This window comes from Ruegeria sp. BG11 (assembly GCF_056538565.1).
The window spans coordinates 57,350-75,135 of the sequence record NZ_JBQFTH010000004.1 but is presented as its reverse complement, the minus strand read 5'-3'; the positions used below and the strand labels follow the sequence as shown (position 1 = coordinate 75,135).

General features: G+C 59.7%; 14 protein-coding genes. 5 read left to right on the top strand and 9 right to left on the bottom strand.

Annotation, left to right across the window (positions count from 1 at the left end; translation table 11 throughout):
* Window positions 1-53: 53 nt before the first annotated feature.
* The 3 genes from ACR0JF_RS08050 (at window position 54) to ACR0JF_RS08040 (ending at window position 4,461) form a co-directional block, all read left to right on the top strand.
* On the top strand, window positions 54-1,463 hold the full coding sequence (locus ACR0JF_RS08050; RefSeq protein WP_170659142.1) for an FAD-linked oxidase C-terminal domain-containing protein: 1,410 nt from the start codon (window positions 54-56) through the stop codon (window positions 1,461-1,463).
* Between the two features lie 59 nt (window positions 1,464-1,522).
* Complete coding sequence (locus ACR0JF_RS08045) at window positions 1,523-1,810, top strand: hypothetical protein (RefSeq protein WP_170659143.1); 288 nt, start codon at window positions 1,523-1,525, stop codon at window positions 1,808-1,810.
* A 143-nt stretch (window positions 1,811-1,953) separates the two neighbouring features.
* Complete coding sequence (locus ACR0JF_RS08040) at window positions 1,954-4,461, top strand: GcvT family protein (RefSeq protein ID WP_170659144.1); 2,508 nt, start codon at window positions 1,954-1,956, stop codon at window positions 4,459-4,461.
* Between the two features lie 283 nt (window positions 4,462-4,744).
* Here ACR0JF_RS08040 and ACR0JF_RS08035 read toward each other — a convergent pair whose 3' ends face one another.
* Entirely contained in the window at window positions 4,745-5,398 is a 654-nt protein-coding gene (locus ACR0JF_RS08035; protein WP_170659145.1) for a DUF938 domain-containing protein, read from the bottom strand.
* Entirely contained in the window at window positions 5,395-6,468 is a 1,074-nt protein-coding gene (locus ACR0JF_RS08030; protein ID WP_170659146.1) for an FAD-dependent oxidoreductase, read from the bottom strand. Before ACR0JF_RS08030 ends, ACR0JF_RS08035 begins: the two co-directional genes overlap by 4 nt.
* 155 nt (window positions 6,469-6,623) lie before the next feature.
* Between ACR0JF_RS08030 and ACR0JF_RS08025 the strand changes: the two genes are divergently transcribed.
* Together ACR0JF_RS08025 and ACR0JF_RS08020 are read left to right on the top strand one after the other, a co-directional pair.
* Window positions 6,624-7,037, top strand: coding sequence for a hypothetical protein (locus ACR0JF_RS08025; RefSeq protein ID WP_480669123.1), 414 nt, complete (start codon window positions 6,624-6,626; stop codon window positions 7,035-7,037).
* Between the two features lie 3 nt (window positions 7,038-7,040).
* Entirely contained in the window at window positions 7,041-8,273 is a 1,233-nt protein-coding gene (locus ACR0JF_RS08020; protein ID WP_170659147.1) for an HlyD family secretion protein, read from the top strand.
* 88 nt (window positions 8,274-8,361) lie between these two features.
* On the opposite strand, the gene ACR0JF_RS08015 is transcribed toward ACR0JF_RS08020, so the two are convergent.
* From ACR0JF_RS08015 to xdhA, 7 genes are all read right to left on the bottom strand, one after another.
* Window positions 8,362-9,438, bottom strand: coding sequence for a BMP family ABC transporter substrate-binding protein (locus ACR0JF_RS08015; RefSeq protein WP_170659148.1), 1,077 nt, complete (start codon window positions 9,436-9,438; stop codon window positions 8,362-8,364).
* 31 nt (window positions 9,439-9,469) lie between these two features.
* Window positions 9,470-10,390, bottom strand: coding sequence for an ABC transporter permease (locus ACR0JF_RS08010; RefSeq protein ID WP_170468428.1), 921 nt, complete (start codon window positions 10,388-10,390; stop codon window positions 9,470-9,472).
* The gene (locus tag ACR0JF_RS08005; RefSeq protein WP_170659149.1) at window positions 10,390-11,472 is read right to left on the bottom strand and encodes an ABC transporter permease; all 1,083 of its coding nucleotides are present in this window, start codon (window positions 11,470-11,472) and stop codon (window positions 10,390-10,392) included. The genes ACR0JF_RS08010 and ACR0JF_RS08005 overlap by 1 nt, the downstream gene beginning before the upstream one ends.
* A gap of 62 nt (window positions 11,473-11,534) precedes the next feature.
* The gene (locus ACR0JF_RS08000) at window positions 11,535-13,052 is read right to left on the bottom strand and encodes an ABC transporter ATP-binding protein (RefSeq protein WP_170659150.1); all 1,518 of its coding nucleotides are present in this window, start codon (window positions 13,050-13,052) and stop codon (window positions 11,535-11,537) included.
* The gene (gene xdhC / locus ACR0JF_RS07995; protein ID WP_170659151.1) at window positions 13,049-13,984 is read right to left on the bottom strand and encodes a xanthine dehydrogenase accessory protein XdhC; all 936 of its coding nucleotides are present in this window, start codon (window positions 13,982-13,984) and stop codon (window positions 13,049-13,051) included. The genes ACR0JF_RS08000 and xdhC overlap by 4 nt, the downstream gene beginning before the upstream one ends.
* Window positions 13,984-16,386, bottom strand: coding sequence for a xanthine dehydrogenase molybdopterin binding subunit (gene xdhB, locus ACR0JF_RS07990; RefSeq protein WP_170659152.1), 2,403 nt, complete (start codon window positions 16,384-16,386; stop codon window positions 13,984-13,986). The genes xdhC and xdhB overlap by 1 nt, the downstream gene beginning before the upstream one ends.
* A complete protein-coding gene (gene xdhA / locus ACR0JF_RS07985) occupies window positions 16,383-17,780 on the bottom strand; it encodes a xanthine dehydrogenase small subunit (protein WP_170659153.1) in 1,398 nt (465 codons plus the stop codon). Before xdhA ends, xdhB begins: the two co-directional genes overlap by 4 nt.
* Window positions 17,781-17,786: the final 6 nt, after the last annotated feature.

Genomic DNA, 17,786 nt, shown 5'->3' with positions numbered 1-17,786 from the left:
TTTTCGACACATTGGGAAGGGCCCGTGCAACTGGCGGGCAGGAAAGGGTTAGCATGGTTCAGGCGACGGATTTGCCGAGAAATGAGGCTGGGATTGGAACAGCGCTCGGCATCTTGAAGCAACAGTTTGGGGATCGTCTCCAAACCGGTGTAGCCATCCGCGAACAGCATGGCCACACCACGACTTGGATCACCAATCAAAGCCCCGACGCGGTGGTGTTTCCCCACGCCACTCAGGAGGTCGCAGAGATCGTCAAGACCTGTGCTGCGCATAAGGTGCCGGTGATCGCGTTTGGCACGGGTACTTCGCTTGAAGGGCATGTGAACGCGCCTGCCGGTGGAGTGTCGGTCGATCTGACCCAAATGAACAAAGTGCTGGCGGTGCATGCCGAGGATCTTGATTGCGTCGTGCAACCCGGTGTCACGCGCGAAGACCTGAACACCCATCTGCGCGATCAGGGCCTGTTCTTTCCGATTGATCCCGGTGCCAATGCCTCACTCGGCGGGATGGCTGCGACCCGCGCGTCCGGAACAAATGCGGTGCGCTATGGCACCATGCGGGACAACGTACTGAGCCTTGAGGCGGTGATGCCGGATGGGCAGATCATCCGGACCGGCAATCGCGCCAAGAAATCCTCGGCGGGGTACGATTTAGCGCGGCTGCTTATCGGGGCCGAAGGCACTCTAGGCATCATTACCGAATTGACCCTACGCCTGCACGGCATCCCCGAGGCGATCAGTTCGGCCCGCTGCTCTTTCCCAACCGTCGATGCTGCCTGCCGGGCGGTCATGATGACGATCCAATACGGCGTACCTGTCGCTCGGATTGAATTGTTGGATGAACTATCCGTCAAAGCCGCCAATGCTTATTCCGGCCTGACCCTGCCCGAAACGCCTCTGCTGCTGTTAGAGTTCCACGGCTCGGATGCCAGCGCCGCCGAACAGGCCGAGATTTTCGGCCAGATTGCAGAAGAGTTTGGCGGCACGGACTTCGCGGCAACCTCGACCACCGAGGAACGCAACAAGCTCTGGCAGGCGCGTCACGACATGTACTGGGCCAGCCTTCAGCTGCGACCGGGCGCCAAGGGGATCTCGACCGATGTTTGCGTGCCGATTTCTCGTCTGGCCGAGGCCGTAGGGGCCGCTCAGGATAAAGCGGCCGAGCTTGACTTACTTGCGCCTATTGTTGGGCATGTCGGCGACGGGAACTTTCACACTCTGCCCCTGATCGACATGGACGACGCCGAAGAAGTCCGCCGGGCCGATGAGTTCGTCGGTTGGCTCAACGATCTGGCCATCTCGATGGAGGGCACCTGCACGGGCGAGCATGGCATCGGGCAGGGCAAGCGCCCCTATCTTGAGAAAGAACTGGGGCAGGCAACACACTACATGGCCGCGATCAAGGCGGCGCTGGACCCCGACAACATCATGAATCCGGGAAAGATACTGGCCGATCACACCTAGCAGTTTCCGCGATCTTGTCCGCTTTGTGCCCACAAAACGTCTAGGTGATGTGGTGTCTTATGGCGAAAGACGAACAGGTGATCGATATGAGTGCAAAATATCTGGCTGGCTTTGTCGCGGTGGCCGGGCTGGCAGTCGCGGGGCTGGATTACTACCAGAAAGCGAAAGCCTCGGGTGACGGGTTAAGTGCAGGCGACTATATCGCAGCCTTCACCGGCGGGTCCGAGGATGCGCCCGCAAGCGTTGACAGCACGTCGGAAGTTCAGGAATCCGAAACCGCCGAGCCTCCTGGCAAACTGGTGTGCAAGACCGTCGGAAACACCAAACGGTGTCGCTCGGAAGGCTGATGGCTGGATCGTAAGTCGCCATTTAACGACCTGCATCTCCCGTGCGGGTCGTTTTTCTTATATCACTGGTCGGATGGCTTCCGCGATTGATTTCGGAATCAAGCCATATGGTGGCAACAGATTCCAAGGGGAGACACCCGGTTATGAAAACCCAAGTCAAAGCACTGGTCGTTGGCGGCGGCGCCGTCGGAACCTCGATTGCCTATCACCTGGCCAAAGCGGGCTGGGATGATGTGATGTTGATCGAACGGGACGAGCTGACCTCGGGCTCGACCTGGCACGCGGCTGGCCTGCTGCCGCTGTTCAACATGTCTTACGCGACAACCCACATCCACAAGTATTCGGTCGATTTCTACAAGCAGCTTGAAGAAGAGACTGGCCTGAACGCGGGCTTCGCCGTAGTCGGCAACCTGCGCATGGCACAAACGCAAGAGCGTATGGACGAATACATGCTCTATGCGTCTACAGCTGAGACCTGCGATGTGGCTTACGAATGGCTGACACCCGAGCAAATCAAGGAACGCTGGCCGCTGATCGAAACCGGCGACCTGAAAGGTGCGATCTATCACACCGAAGATGGCTATATTAACCCTGCTGACGTGACCCAAGCGATGGCCAAAGGTGCCCGTCAGCGCGGCGTCGACATCGTTCGCAAGATGCAGGCGGACGCCTTCCACTGGAACGGCACTCATTGGGAAGTCACCTGCACCAAGATGATCGAGCAGGGCGGCAACCTTGTTCCCTCCGACGAGCAGGTGGTGATCACCGCCGAGCATGTCGTGACCGCATCGGGCAACCACGCGCAGCGCACCGCCAAGATGCTGGGCATCAAGATGCCCGCGATCCCGGTCGAGCACACGTTCATCGTCATGGACAAAGACCCTGAGCTTGTCAAATGGCGTGAAGCCGGTAACCCCGAGCACCCCGTTGTGCGTGATGCCGACAACGAGTCTTATGCACGTGAAGAACGCGGTGGCTGGATTTTGGGTATCTATGAACACGGTGCACCTGCGCGTTTTGAACATGGCGTACCGGACAGCTTCCGCGCTGACCTGTTTCCGCTAGATATCGACCGGATTGCGGATCAGTACATGGCGATGGCCGAACGCGTGCCGTCCTGCGCCGAATCCGGCCTGAAAGACGATTTCAACGGCCCGATCTGCTACACTCCAGACGGCAACCCTCTGGTTGGTCCGGCTCCGGGCCTGCGCAACATGTGGCTGGCCGAGGGCTTCAGCTTCGGCATCACCGCCGCGGGTGGCACCGGCTATTATCTGGCGCAGATGATGGTCGATGGCGAAGCCGAGATCGACATGGCCTCGCTGGACCCCAAGCGCTACAGCAGCAACTGGATGACCACCGAGTTTGCAGCGCGCAAGAACGAAGAGTGCTATGAGCACGTTTATATCCTGCACCACCCGGATGAAGAGCGTGAAGCCTGCCGTCCTCTGCGGACTGTTCCGGCCTATGATCGCCAGAAGGCGCGCGGTGCTCAGTTCGGGTGGGTCAACGGTTGGGAACGTCCGAACTATTTCGGCCCTGTCGATGCGCCGGACAATTTCGACAAAGAAAGCCGTTCGTTCCGCCGTGGTGGCTGGTGGCAATATGCCGTTGAAGAAGCCAAAGCGGTCCGTGAAGGCGTTGGCCTGATCGACGCATCGGCCTTCACCAAACATGTCGTCAAAGGCCCCGGTGCGACCCAATTCCTGGATTGGTTCACCTGCAATAAACTACCCAAGGTCGGTCGTATCAACCTGACCTACGCGCTGACCTCGCATGGCACCACTCGTACCGAATACACCATCGTCCGCAACGGCGAGAACAACTACTACATCGTCTCCGCAGGTGCCTGGACCGAGTATGACGCCGACTATCTGCGTAAGGCGGCCGAGGACAAGATGGAAGACTTCGGCTACATCGAGATCCAAGACGTGACTACTCAGTGGGGCGTTTTCGCCATCGCCGGACCGAAATCGCGTGACGTTCTGAAAGAGGTCATCAAAGACGCCGATCCGGAAACCGCACTGTCCAACAAGCGCTTCCCGTGGCTGTCGGCCCGTCAGATCGAACTGGGCATGTGCCCGGTCAACGCGATCCGTGTGGCCTATACCGGTGAGCTGGGTTGGGAACTGCACCACCCGATCGAGATGCAGAACTACCTGTTCGACCTGCTGGAAAAAGCGGGTGAGAAGCACGGTATGAAGCTGGTCGGTGCGCGCGCGCAGAACTGGCTGCGTCAGGAAAAATCCTATCGCGCCTTCGGCACCGAATTGGGCCGCGACGCGACTCCGCTGGAAGCCGACCTGCAGCGTTTTGTCGACCTGTCGAAAGACTTCTACGGCAAGGCCAAGCTGGAAGAGACTGGTGTGCGCTTCAAGTGCTGCACCCTGCTGATCGACGGACCGGAAGATGCCGACCCGTGGGGCCGCGAGGCGCTCTACACGCCGGAAGGCACACGCGTGGGTCGTCTGACCTCGGGCGGTTTCTCGGTGGCATTCGAGAAATCCATCGGCATGGGCTATGTGACGCCTGATCTCGCGGTTGAAGGCACCAAACTGAAGGTCAAGATTCGGGACAAGCTATGGGATGCAGTTGTCACATGCGACAGCCCCTACGACCCGAAGAACGAAACCATCCGCAAGGACGGCTGACATCTTGGGGAACTGCGGCGGCGCGAGTAAATGCGCCGCCTGCGGCGACACATGCCTCCGGCGGAGGTATTTTCAAACAGAAGAAGCGGGGGCTGGTGCAAGATCCAGCCCCCTTGCTTTTGGCAAAGGGGGGCCTTCTCCTGTAGCGGCCATCGGCGCCTCCGCTTGTACCGCAATTCTACAGTCTCAAAACAGAGTTAACGGTCCGTTACTTCTTCTGTTCAAAAATACCTCCGCCGGAGGCAAGCCTGCGCCAGCATGCTTTGATCGGCCCAACAACTGATCAGGTTTTCGGCCTTTGAGCAACAAATGCCAGATTATTGGCAGGCATTTCCACCAGTTGGACCAGCTGCAAGCCGCAATACTGCAAACGCGCTTTGATCTCAGTGTCGTTCTTGTACCCGATCTCTGGATCCTGTGATACCAGGGCTTCGTGAAACTTTTCATCCCCAGGGCTGGTTAAGGCACCGTCTCGCATGAAGGGGCCGTAGATAATGAGCCTGCCTGCCGGACTCAGCGCCTTTGAGGCCTCGCCGAGAAACGTATCAGCTTCGGACCATGAGATCAGGTGCAGCAGGTTGATCAAAACGATCAGGTCCTGCTCTTGGTATGCCTCATGCCAGCCTGCGGAGGTTGCATCCAGATCGGTGGCGGGACGGATATTGAATATGTCCTTTGCGTAGGCGTCGATGCTGGCGCGGCGTTCAGGGTCGATTTCTGTGGGTTGCCAGACCAAGTTGGGCAGTGTCTGCGCAAAGGCGGCAACATGCTGGCCGGTGCCGCTGGCGATTTCCAGCGCGCGGCACGAGGCAGGCGCCATCTTGGCCAGCAAGGCGCATAGCGCGTCCGAGTTGCGGCTTGCGGCTGGAGCGATCAGTCGAGCCCCATCGCCTTGTGTCGCGACGCTTGCATTCGAAGGCAGAGCGCGTTTCGTCATGATCGCAACCTTTCCACATGCAACTGATTGACGATGTCTTCAGGTAGTTCAGACGGCGCCCCCGTCACAAGGCTGGCGAGATGGGACGATGCAGCTGGCGATGTCTGGAACCCGTACCCACCTTGACCCGCGCACCAGATGAACGAGCGGTCCTGTGGATCTGGCCCCAGCACCAACGTGCCATCCAACACGAAGCTACGCAGCCCGGCCCAGTTCGCCTCGAGCCGCGTGACGGGAGTTGTCACCATAGCCTCATACCGCGCCAGACCTTCTGCAAGAACCATATCGTCGGCATAGGCGTCATGAGGTATTGTCGGTTCGGCCTCGGAGGGTGAGACCAGATACTTCCCCGCATCAGGCTTGGCGTACCAACCTTCTCCCGGCCCCATCAGCATGGGCCAGTTGGATACGTCATGCCCTCCGGGTGCGGGAATGCGCGCCATGGAGCGGCGTTTCGGCACGATGCCAATAGGCGGCAGGCCAGCCATCGCAGCGACCTCATCCACCCACGCGCCAGCTGCATTGACCAAGTTTCGAGCCTCGAACACATCGCCCGCCTGTACCACCCAATGGCCGCTTTTGCGGATATCGGTGACGGCCTGACGGGTCATGACCGCGCCGCCATTGCCCCGGATCACGCGCGCGAAGTCCTGCATCAGGCGGTCGGTATCGATGTCGAAGGCGTCCACGCTGATGGCGGCGTGGGCCAGAACGTCCGGGTTTAGGATCGGGACTTTGTCGATGGCTTGCTGCGGCGAAATGGAGCGTACGTTCAGTTCTTCGACGTCTTTGGCAAACAGGTCAGCCTGATCGTGGCCTGCAACCAGCATAAGGCCTCGGGGGGTAAGGTAGCCTTCGTTCGCTGATCGCAGGTAATCGACCCCGGCCTGATTGAGCGCAACCACCGAGGGCGGGCCGTAGTTTTCCTCGAACATCGCAGCCGAGCGACCCGATGAGTGATAGCCCAGAGCGTCCTCGCCCTCGAGAACAGTGACTGAGCCATGAGCAGACAAACGCGCGCCCGCGCTGAGGCCGGCGATGCCGCCGCCGATGATTAAAAAGTCGATCATCGCAGGGTGACCGGGAAGGATTGTGATGAAGCAGATGTCATAAGGGTCTTGGTGCTTGTTACAAGAATATGCTTGGATTTCGGGAAACTATAAGCAGGCTTGAATTTGGCGATCAACCCGGCCAAAGACGCTTCATAGAAAAGAAGGAGATTAAGGTGACTGCAGCGGACCTCCATCCTATGGCCACGGGACATATCCCAAAATATGTCGTCGCAGCCGATGGGAGCGACTACCTCTTTTCGGCAATGGTCGTGTTTTTTGTCGTTCTGGTTGTGTTGATTGGTGTCGGATATCTGACGCTGCATTCGGTGCCCGAGAAAATGGCGCATGAGAATAATCACCCTCAGTTCCAGTTGGTGGGCATTTTGGCGCTGTTGGCGCTGTTTACACATAACGGCATTTTCTGGGTTGCAGCTGTTCTAGTTGCCGGTTTCCAATTCCCAGATTTTGCGACCCCGATGCGAAACATAGCGGATGCCATTCGCTCACTCGGACAGTCTCTTGCACCTCAGGCACCTGCCGAACCGGCCTCTCCGGCACCACAAAACACCACCACGCCGGAGCAGTAAGCCATGATCGAAACGATGCTCTGCGCCCTGATTACGGTGCTGCCGGATTTCCTGTTCCGACGCTTTGTCCAAGGCAAGCGGATCGGGCATGAGATTACCCTTTTCACCATGTGGTACGAGCTGCGATGGGGCCTGACGACCTGTGCCATTCTGGCGCTGTCCGTGATCACCACGCTGTTCTACTTTCATCCGGCCTCCAGCACGGCGGCCTCGTATTTCCGGACAGTCACGATCCTGCCGCAACTGGGCGGGCGGGTGTCTGAGGTCTATGTCAACAACAACGATACGGTGACAGCGGGCCAGCCGATTTTCCGGATCGAAGATTTCACTCAGCAGGCGCAGGTTCAGGCCGCCCATGCACAGATCGCGCAGGTTCAAGCCTCATTGAAAGTGGCAGAGACGGATCTGGCGCAGGCGGATGCCGGGATCGCCGGTGCGCGCGCCGCCTTGGCACAATCTGTCGAAGACCTAGAGCGTAACACCACACTGCGCGACGAAGGCTCCAGCGCGGTGCGTCTGGCCGAGATTGAGCGGTTGGAGAATCTGGTGGCTGAACGCGAAGCGCAGGTCACCGCCGCCCAGTCGCAGCGCGCCGCCGTGGTACAGCAGATCGAGGAACTGATCCCAGCCCAATTGTCCAGCGCCAACGCGCAACTGGATGCAGCCCTGACTGAGCTGGACAAGACCGTGATCAGCGCGGGTGTTACCGGTCGGATCGAACAGTTCGGTCTGCAGGTTGGTGACTATGTCAGCCCGCTGTTGCGCCCGGCGGGCATTCTGGTGCCTTCGCTCTCGGGCCATGACCGTTTTCAGGCAGCGTTCAACCAGATGTCTGCTCAGGTCATCAAACCGGGCATGATTGGAGAGCTGGGCTGCATGACCAAACCCTTCACCGTGATCCCGATGGTTGTGGTCGAGGTGCAGGACGTCATCCCCTCAGGTCAGATCCGACCCACGGACGAACTGCGGGACGTCCAGCACAACAAAGTGCCCGGCTCAATTCTGGTGTATATGGAGCCGCTGTATAAAGGCATGGCGGATGACATTCCTCCGGGCAGCAACTGTCTGGCGAATGTCTATACCGACAACCACCACAAGCTAGAGGATGAAAGCCTTGGATTCTGGAACAAGGCGTTCCTGCATGTGGTCGACACGATTGGAGTGGTTCATGCGGCCGGCCTGCGGTTGCGTCTGATCCTGATGCCGGTGAATACGCTGGTGCTGACCGGGCACTGAAGGCTCAAGCCTTGATCTGGGCAATGTAGCCCCAACAAAAAAGGCCCGCAAAATGCGGGCCTTTGGTTTTTTTGATACGTCCTGCAGCTTACTGAGGAATCTCGCCTTCCAGACCTTCGATGTAGAAGTTCATACCGGCCAGCGTTCCGTCATCTGCGACCTCACCTTCGGCCAGCCAGTCGCTGCCATCCTGCTTTTTGATCGGGCCGGTGAAGGGGTGGTATTCACCTGCGGCCATCGCCGCTTTCAGCGCCAGAGCCTCTTCTTTGACATCTGCGGGAACCGCGTCCGAGATCTCGCCGATTGCGACCATGCCTTCGCGGATGCCGTCCCATGTGTTGGCGCTTTCCCAGGTGCCGTCCATGACGGCCTTGGTCCGTGCGATGTAGTAGGGTGCCCAGTCATCGATGATCGAAGATACGCGCGGGAACGGGGCGTATTCACTCATGTCCGAGGCCTGACCGAAGGTCACGACATTGCCAGCCTCTTGCGCAGCCGCCTGAGGCGCGGTCGAGTCGGTGTGCTGCAGGATCACGTCCGCGCCCTGTTCGATCAGAACGGTAGCGGCGTCAGCCTCTTTCGCAGGGTCGAACCAAGTGTAGGCCCAGACGATCTTGAACTCGACATCCGGGTTCACCTTCTTGGCGTGCAGATAGGCCGAGTTGATGCCACGGATCACCTCAGGGATCGGGTAGGACCCGATATAGCCGATGATGTTCGACTTGGTCATGTTACCCGCGATGTGGCCCTGAACGGCACGGCCTTCATAGAAACGGGCCGAGTAAACTGAGACGTTGTCGGCAGTTTTGTAGCCGGTCGCGTGTTCGAATTTCACATTCGGGAATTTCTTCGCCACGTTGATGGTCGGGTCCATGTAGCCAAACGAGGTGGTGAAGATCAGGTCAGCGCCTTCCAGCGCCATTTGGGTCATGACGCGCTCGGCATCCGGGCCTTCGGGAACGGATTCGACAAAGACGGTTTCAACCTTGTCGCCGAACTCTTCCTCAACGGCCAGGCGGCCTTTGTTGTGCTCATAGGTCCAGCCGCCGTCGCCCACCGGGCCGACATATACGAAGCCGACCTTGGTCTTGTCGTCGGCGGCCATGGCCCCCGAGGCCAGACCCAGCGCCATGGCGGCGCTTGCCAGAAGTGTCGTGAATTTCATGTGTTACTCCCCAAGTTGGTTCAGTTGGCCCCTAGTGCGAGGCGTGGAAAATCCGGCCCAGTGAGGCAGGTGCGCTGCTCTTGTCGGCCGAAAGGATCACAAGCACAAGGATCGTGATGATGTAGGGCGACATTGCCAGATACTCGACAGGAATGGCAACGCCCGCTGCCTGCAAATTAAGCTGCAAGACAGTGATGCCGCCAAACAAATAGGCACCCAACAAGGCACGCCACGGCTTCCAGCTGGCGAACACCACCAGCGCCAGAGCAATCCAGCCGACACCGGCGGTCATGCCCTCGGTCCACTGAGGGACCCGGATCAGGCTGATATAGGCGCCGCCCAGACCCGCGCAGGCCCCACCGAACAGGATCGCCATGATGCGGATCTTGATGACTTTGTAGCCCAACGCGTGCGCTGCATCGTGGTTTTCACCCACCGCGCGCAGGATCAGACCAACACGCGTATATTTCAGCGTCGCCCAAACACCCGCAGTCAAAGCGATGCCGACATAGAGGATCGGGTCATGCTGGAAAAAGATCGGCCCGATGACGGGGATATCGCTGATCAGGGGGATATGAATATCCTCCATGCTGGGGGGTTTGATCCCCACATAGCTTTGGCCCAGAAGGGCACTGAACCCGAGGCCGAACAATGTCAGCGCAAGGCCGCTGGCCACCTGATTGGCTAGAGCGACCTGTGTCAGCAACACGAACAGTAGTGACAGCACAGCCCCGCCGATCGCTGATGCGATAAAGCCCAACCAGGGCGAACCGGTCTCGACCGAGATCGCAAAGCCGCTGATTGCGCCGACGATCATCATGCCCTCGACGCCGAGGTTCAGAACGCCTGCTTTTTCGACGACCAGCTCTCCGATCGCGGCCAGCAGCAGGGGGGTCGCCGCAACCATGAGCGAGGCGACCAGAAGGACGGGATTGATTTCACCAAGGTCCATTACGCTACCTCGCTACGGGCCGCACGGATGCGGTAGTTTGTCAGAAGATCGAATGCCAGCAGGAAGAACAAAAGCATCCCCTGGAACACCTGAATGGCAGCGGCAGGCAGCCCGAGCTGAGACTGCGCGATTTCACCGCCGATATAAGTCAGCGCCATCAGGCCACCAGCCAGCAGGATGCCCATTGGGTGCAGTCGGCCTAGAAAGGCTACAATGATCGCGGTGAAGCCATAGCCTACGTTAAAGTCGATACTGACCACACCCGAAGGGCCTGAGACTTCGAACATCCCCGCCAGACCGGCCAGAGCGCCGGACAGGCCCAGACAGAACAGGGTCAGGCGGGCTGGGTTTACACCGGCGAATTTCGCCGCGCGCGGCGCTTCACCGGTCAAACGGATGTGAAAGCCCAGCATGTGCCGGTTCAGAAGAATATACGAAAAGATCACCGCGATGAGGGCCGTCACGACGCCCCAGTGCATCCCCGATCCTGCGATCAGTTCGGCATTATGCGCACTGTCATAGGATTGCAGGTTACGCGAACCGGGAAAGCCAAACCCTTCAGGATTTTTCAGCAAGCCAAGCGACACCGAGGCCAGCATCTGCTCGGCCACGTAGACCAGCATCAGCGAAACAAGGATTTCGTTGGTGCCAAAGCGCACCTTTAGAAAGGCCGGGATCATCGCCCAAAGCCAGCCTCCGAACGCGCCCGCTATCACCATGATCGGAAAGATGTAGAACGCATCCAGAGGGTAAAAGGCCAGCCCGGCCCCAGCCCCGAAGATGGCCCCCACGATGTACTGCCCTTCTGCCCCGATATTCCAGATGCCGGCGCGGAAACCCAACGCCAGGCCGATCGCAATCAGCACCAATGGCGCGCCTTTCACCAGCAGTTGCGGGCGATAGTAGAATGCGAACTCGCCGAACAGGGGCTCCCAAAAGATGGTGCCGATGGCCTCAACCGGGTTCTTACCCAGAATGGCGAACAGGATGCCGCCAAAGACCATCGTGGCGATCACTGCCACTACGGGGGTCGCATAGGACCAGGCTTTCGACGGTTGCGGCCGTTTCTCCAACACAATCATATGCTTATTCCCCGCCCGTCTTCGTCTTTTTCCAATACTCTCGCCGTAGGCGACGCGACAGATCACACATGCGCCACCTCCATGCCATGGGCACCGCCCATCATCAGGCCGATCTCATCAACGGTCAGGCCTGTTGTCTCCCGAGGCGCGCTCAACCGCCCTTCGTTCAGGGCCGCAAAACTGTCTGAGATCTCCATCAACTCGTCCAAATCCTGACTGATGCAGACCACCGCCGTTCCCTTGGCCGCCAGATCCAGAATGGCCTGCCGAATCGACGCAGCCGCCGCAGCATCCACACCCCAGGTCGGTTGGTTCACCACCAAGACCTCAGGGTTCTGCAAAACTTCCCGACCAATCACGAATTTCTGCAGGTTCCCGCCTGACAGCGACCTTGCTGCGTTTTCAGGGCCGGGCGTTCTGACGTCAAACGCGCTTATGATCTTTTCAGCGAAGCTTTTGGTCTCGGACCATTTGAGGAAACCTTTGTTTTCCAAACCTTCGCGCACCGAACCGGTCAGGAGGGCGTTTTCAGTCAGGCTCATATCCGGCGCAGCGGCATGGCCCAAACGTTCCTCAGGCGCGGTCAGCACGCCCAGTTTCCGGCGGGCCGTCGGGCCGAGTTTGCCGATCTGCTGACCATTGAACTTGATCGCGTCGGCAGGGGTTTGAATCTCACCGGACAGCACGCCCAGCAACTCATCCTGACCATTACCAGCGACACCGCCGATGCCAAGAACCTCGCCCTTGCGGACCGTCATGTGGACGTTCTTCAGCGCTGTTCCAAACTCCGAAGGCGACGGCACTGACAGACCGCTGACATCCAGCGCAACCTCGCCGAACTCGCGCCCCGAGCGTTCGGGCGTTTGCAGCGTTGATCCCACCATCATCTCGGCCATGTCGCGTGCTGATGTTTCGGCCGGAATGCACTCTCCCACGTTCTTGCCAAGACGCAGGATTGTGGCGTGGTCACACAGCGTGCGGATTTCCTCAAGCTTGTGCGAGATATAGAGGATCGAGGTGCCCTCAGACCGCAATTTGTTTAGCGTCTCAAACAGGATTTCGACCTCTTGCGGGGTCAGCACGCTGGTTGGTTCGTCCATGATCAGCAGCTTGGGGTCCTGCAGCAGGCAGCGGATGATCTCGACCCGCTGACGTTCCCCCGCGGACAGATCACCGACCGTGCGGTACGGGTCCAAAGGCAAGCCATAGGTCTCTGACACTTCGCGGATCCGCGAGGCCAGATCGCCCATGGGCGGTGGGTTCTCCATCCCCAAAGCAATATTCTCAGCCACGTTCAGCGCATCGAACAGCGAGAAGTGCTGGAACACCATCGCAATCCCATCCGCCCGCGCCGCGCGGGGTTCTGCTGGGGCGAAGGGTTGGCCGCGCAGCATCATGGTGCCGCTGTCCGGCTTCACCAGCCCATAGATCATCTTGACCAGCGTGGATTTCCCCGCGCCGTTTTCGCCCAAAAGCGCATGTACTTCGCCTTCGCCGATGTCGAACGACACCTGATCATTGGCCACGACGCCGGGATAGGCTTTGGTCAGCCCTTGCAGGCTTAAGAGTGGAGTGGTCACGCGCTCAGGTCCTTCTTCAACTCAGTCTGTCGGGCCGGACGCAGAAGCTGCGCGGCGACGCCAACGGCGATCATTTGCGGGTGTTTGCCCAGAGCGGGATCGCCGATTGAACAGGTGATCCGGCTGATCTGTTCAGGTCCATGCCCAAGAGCTGCCAGCCGCGACCGGAATCGCGCCCATTTCGTAGCCGAGCCGATCAGCCCCGCAAAGCGGAAATCATGCGAAAGCAGCCGGTTGCACAGCTCTAAATCCAGATTGTGTGAATAAGTCAGCACAAGGTGCTCGGCATTGGGTGGTGCATGACGCACCAGTTCAGCTGGTTTGGCCGCTGGAACTGTGGTGACACCTGCTGGGACCGAGGCTGGGAAGCGCTCGGGCCCAGTGTCGACCCAGGTAATCGCGATGTCGGGCAGGGGGGACAGAACATCCACCAGCGCACGGCCCACATGACCAGCACCCCAGATCCACAGGTTTCGGGTTGGCTTGTGAACCGGCTCAACCATCCAGCCGTCGATCAGTTGAGGTTCGGGGGCAATTCCCTGACCGCGCGCAGTTGCCAGCAACCGTTTCACGGACAGAGGCATTTCGTCTTCAGAAGCGGATCGCGCCATGACCGTGTCGTCGAGTTCTTCAAGCGCCTTTAGATCAAAGACCTCGCTGAATAATGAAACTGCACCGCCGCAGCACTGGCCCAATTCGGGGCCAAGCGCGTGGTGGGTCAGACGGGCGGGGACGGATTGGGACCGCGCGGCTTCGGCGGCCTGAAACTCCAACATGCCACCGCCGATCGTTCCGTTCTGGCCATCCCGCCAGACCAGCATGGCGGCACCTACCTCACGTGGGGACGAGCCCTTGATCGCGGCGACGACCACGCGGGTCACACTGCCGTGGGTTTTGACCGCCTCCCTCAAAGCCTCTAGGTCGAAACCCATCAGACGTCTCCTTTCATCCGCTGGACACCGCGCCAGATTTCCTCGGCCGTGGCGGGTGCATCCAGCGCCGGATAGCTGTCGCCGCAGGCTGCGACCGCGTTCGACAGGGCCAACCATGCTGATATTCCCAGCATAAAAGGCGGTTCACCCACCGCTTTCGAGCGGTAGATCGTATCCTCGCGGTTCTCGCCATCCCAAAGCGCGACATTGAAGATGTCGGGCCGGTCCGAGCAGGCTGGGATCTTGTAGGTCGAGGGCGCGTGGGTGCGCAAGTTGCCCTTGCTATCCCAGACCAATTCCTCGGTCGTCAGCCAGCCTGCGCCTTGCACATAGCCGCCTTCGACCTGTCCGATATCGAGCGCCGGGTTCAGCGATGCGCCCGCGTCATGCAGAATATCGGTGCGCAGAATGCGGTTTTCGCCGGTCAGTGTGTCGATGGCGACTTCGGTGACCGACGCCCCATAAGCGAAGTAAAAGAACGGACGGCCTCGGCCCGCAATCCGATCCCATTCGATCTTGGGCGTTTTGTAGAAACCGGTTGCCGACAGGCTGATGCGCCCCTGATAGGCCAAAGCGGCGGCCTCAGAGAATGTATAGCGTTCCGCACCGACCGAGACGTGACCGTCCGAGAAATTAACAGTCGACGGGTCGGCCTGATAACGCTCGGCCAGATAGTCGGCCATGCGGTCGCGGATCGTGTCACAGGCGGCTTTCACGGCCATCCCGTTCAGATCACTGCCCGAAGACGCCGCCGTGGCTGAGGTGTTCGGTACTTTGGCCGTGTCGGTTGCGGTGATCTTGACCATCTCCAGCGGAATGCCAAAGCGCGACGCCGCGACCTGAGCGACTTTCTGGAACAGGCCTTGCCCCATCTCGGTGCCGCCATGGTTCAGGTGGACCGAGCCGTCCTGATACACATGCACCAACGCACCTGCCTGATTGAGGTGGGTCAGCGTGAAGGAAATCCCGAACTTGACCGGAGAGAACGCAATGCCCTTCTTGATCGCACTGTTCTCGGTGTTCCATTTTTCGATGGCTTCCTTGCGTGTGGCATAGTCGCTGGATTTCAGCAGAGCTTTGGTGATGCCATGCAGTTCGAAGTCGCTGATATCCATCCCGTAAGGCGTGGTGTTGCCACCTGCGGGTAGGGGGCGCACGGGCGCATCGCCAATCGCCACTGCGCCCCGACTGGTCAGGTCTTCATGCGGGTCAGGGTGCCCCATTGGTTTCTCTGCAGGTGCAGCTTCAGCGACCTTGTGGGCGGGTTCATAGTAGTTCCGACGGCGCAGTTCGACCGGGTCCAGACCCAGTGCATGCGCGGCGTGGTCCATCACGCGTTCGATCCCGACCATGCCCTGAGGCCCCCCGAACCCGCGATAGGCAGTGGCGGATTGGGTATTAGTCTTCAGCCGGTGGCTTTCGATCCGCGCATTGGGCAGCAGATAGGCGTTGTCCGAATGCAGCATCGCGCGGTCGGCAACCGGCAGGGACAGGTCCTGCGCCCAGCCGCAGATCGCATGGTGGAGGAACGAGACGCCTTGAATGTGCCCGTTCTCATCAAATCCGGCTTTGTAGGAAATGCGGAAGGCATGGCGTTTGCCGGTGATGATCATGTCATCATCGCGGTCATAGCGCATCTTGCAGGCCTTGCCGGTTGCGCTCGCCGCCACGGCGCAGGCCACGGCCAAAGCGTTGCCCTGGCTTTCCTTGCCGCCGAACCCGCCGCCCATCCGGCGTGTCTCAACCCGGACCGCGTGCATGGGAACGCCCAGCGCATCGGCCACCTTGTGCTGGATTTCGGTCGGGTGCTGGGTGGAACTGTGGACCAGCATATCCGCGCCTTCATTCGGCACGGCAAGCGCCGCCTGACCTTCGAGGTAGAAATGCTCTTGCCCGCCAAGCTCGAAGCTTCCTTCGATGATATGGGGCGCACTAGAGATGGCGGCGTCAGCGTCGCCCTTGGCGTAGATGCGGGGGCCATCTTCGAACCGGCTGTCGGCGGCCAGCGCGTCTTCGATGGTCAGGATCGGGGTGTCTTCGGCATAGTCGATCTTGCCCAAACGCGCGGCTTTTCGGGCAGCGAGATGGCTGGTGGCGACGACCAGAAACACGGGCTGACCGATATAGTGAACCGTGCCATCCGACAGCAGCGGTTCATCATGGATCGAGGGAGAGACGTCGTTGGCAAAAGGCAGATCCTCGGCCGTCATCACCTGCACCACGCCATCCGCAGATTTCACCGCCGACAGATCCATTGCGCTGATTTTGCCTTTGGCAATCGGGCTCAGACCAAAGGCCAGATGCAGGGTGCCCTTCGGCGTCGGGATATCATCCACATAACGCGCGGCACCGGCCACATGCAGCGGGGCCGCGTCATGGGGGAGGGGTTTGGTCACGCTCATGCCGTCACCTTCAGCACGTCAGTCACTTCGCCCTGATCTTCCAGGAAATACCGTTCCAGCATCGCTTTGGCGGTCTCCAACCGATAGGTTGCCGAGGCGCGCATGTCCGTGAGTGGTGAATAATCTTCGGCAAAGCTGGGCAGCGCGGCGTCAATCACCTCGCGCGTCCAGGGTTTGCCGATCAGTGCGGCCTCGACATGGGTTGCCCGTTTCGGAGTACCAGCCATGCCGCCAAACGCAATGCGCGCCTGCGTGACGGTGCCGTCCGTAACGGTGATATTGAAACAGCCGCAAACGGCCGAGATATCCTGATCGAACCGTTTGCTGAGTTTGTAAGCCTTCAGTCGATCCGCTTGACGGGGGAAACTGACGGCTTCGACAAATTCGCCGGGCGCGCGGTCTTGTTTGCCGTAGGCGATGAAGAACTCCTCCAAAGGAAGGGACCGGCGGGTGTCGCCTTTGCGAAGGTGCAGAGTTGCGCCCAAAGCGATCAGCGCAGGCGGGTTGTCCCCGATGGGTGAGCCATTGGCAATATTGCCGCCCACGGTCGCCGCGTGGCGCACCTGAACGCTGGCATAGCGACGGATCATTTCCGCGTAGGAGGGATGGAGGTCGGCGAGAGCCTCGCCCATCCGGTTCATGTCGACCATTGCCCCGAAGCGGATTTCGTCGTCGGTGATTGTGATCTGTTTGAGGTCTTCGCAGCCGTTGAGGAAGATAACCGGGTCAAGCTCACGCAATTGCTTGGTGACCCAGAGGCCGACATCGGTTGCACCGGCGATGAGTGTCGCGTCGGGGTGCTGGGCATAGACTTCCGCCAATTCATCGGATGACCTGGGGAGGAAGGGGGGCTCTGCCCCCCGGCCTGCGGCCTCCCCCCGAGGTATTTTTGAACAAGAGAAGGACTGGTCGTCAGTGATCCATTGCGGGATGGGCTGCGGTTCGGCGGCTTTCGCGGCGCGGATGATCGGGGCGTAGCCGGTGCAGCGGCACAGGTTGCCGGCCAGTTGGGTGTCGTGGTCGGTTGCGCCATTCACGTGACTTGCAACCATCGACATCACAAAGCCGGGGGTGCAGAAACCGCATTGCGAACCGTGCAGATCGACCATTGCGCTCTGGACTGGATGAGGTTCATCACTTGGGCCGCTTGCGCCCTCGACGGTGCGGACGGCTCTGCCATGCAGTTGGGGTAAGAACAGGATGCAGGCGTTCAGGGCCTTGGCGCTGCCCTCTTCGGTGACCATCACGGTGCAGGCGCCGCAATCGCCTTCGTTGCAGCCTTCTTTCGTGCCGGTCAGGCCACGCTCTTCGCGCAGCCAGTCCAGCAGGGTGACCGTCGGACTGACATCCGAAAGCTGCACTGTCTCTCCGTTCAGAAGAAACGTGATGTCCATTCGTGA

Excerpts from the sequence above, each read along its gene's own strand:
- ACR0JF_RS08050 (WP_170659142.1), top strand. The coding sequence starts at position 54 with ATGGTTCAGGCGACGGATTTGCCGAGAAATGAGGCTGGGATTGGAACA.
- ACR0JF_RS08045 (WP_170659143.1), top strand. The coding sequence starts at position 1,523 with ATGGCGAAAGACGAACAGGTGATCGATATGAGTGCAAAATATCTGGCT.
- ACR0JF_RS08040 (WP_170659144.1), top strand. The coding sequence starts at position 1,954 with ATGAAAACCCAAGTCAAAGCACTGGTCGTTGGCGGCGGCGCCGTCGGA.
- ACR0JF_RS08035 (WP_170659145.1), bottom strand. The coding sequence starts at position 5,398 with ATGACGAAACGCGCTCTGCCTTCGAATGCAAGCGTCGCGACACAAGGC.
- ACR0JF_RS08030 (WP_170659146.1), bottom strand. The coding sequence starts at position 6,468 with ATGATCGACTTTTTAATCATCGGCGGCGGCATCGCCGGCCTCAGCGCG.
- ACR0JF_RS08020 (WP_170659147.1), top strand. The coding sequence starts at position 7,041 with ATGATCGAAACGATGCTCTGCGCCCTGATTACGGTGCTGCCGGATTTC.
- ACR0JF_RS08015 (WP_170659148.1), bottom strand. The coding sequence starts at position 9,438 with ATGAAATTCACGACACTTCTGGCAAGCGCCGCCATGGCGCTGGGTCTG.
- ACR0JF_RS08010 (WP_170468428.1), bottom strand. The coding sequence starts at position 10,390 with ATGGACCTTGGTGAAATCAATCCCGTCCTTCTGGTCGCCTCGCTCATG.
- ACR0JF_RS08005 (WP_170659149.1), bottom strand. The coding sequence starts at position 11,472 with ATGATTGTGTTGGAGAAACGGCCGCAACCGTCGAAAGCCTGGTCCTAT.
- xdhC (WP_170659151.1), bottom strand. The coding sequence starts at position 13,984 with ATGGGTTTCGACCTAGAGGCTTTGAGGGAGGCGGTCAAAACCCACGGC.
- xdhB (WP_170659152.1), bottom strand. The coding sequence starts at position 16,386 with ATGAGCGTGACCAAACCCCTCCCCCATGACGCGGCCCCGCTGCATGTG.
- xdhA (WP_170659153.1), bottom strand. The coding sequence starts at position 17,780 with ATGGACATCACGTTTCTTCTGAACGGAGAGACAGTGCAGCTTTCGGAT.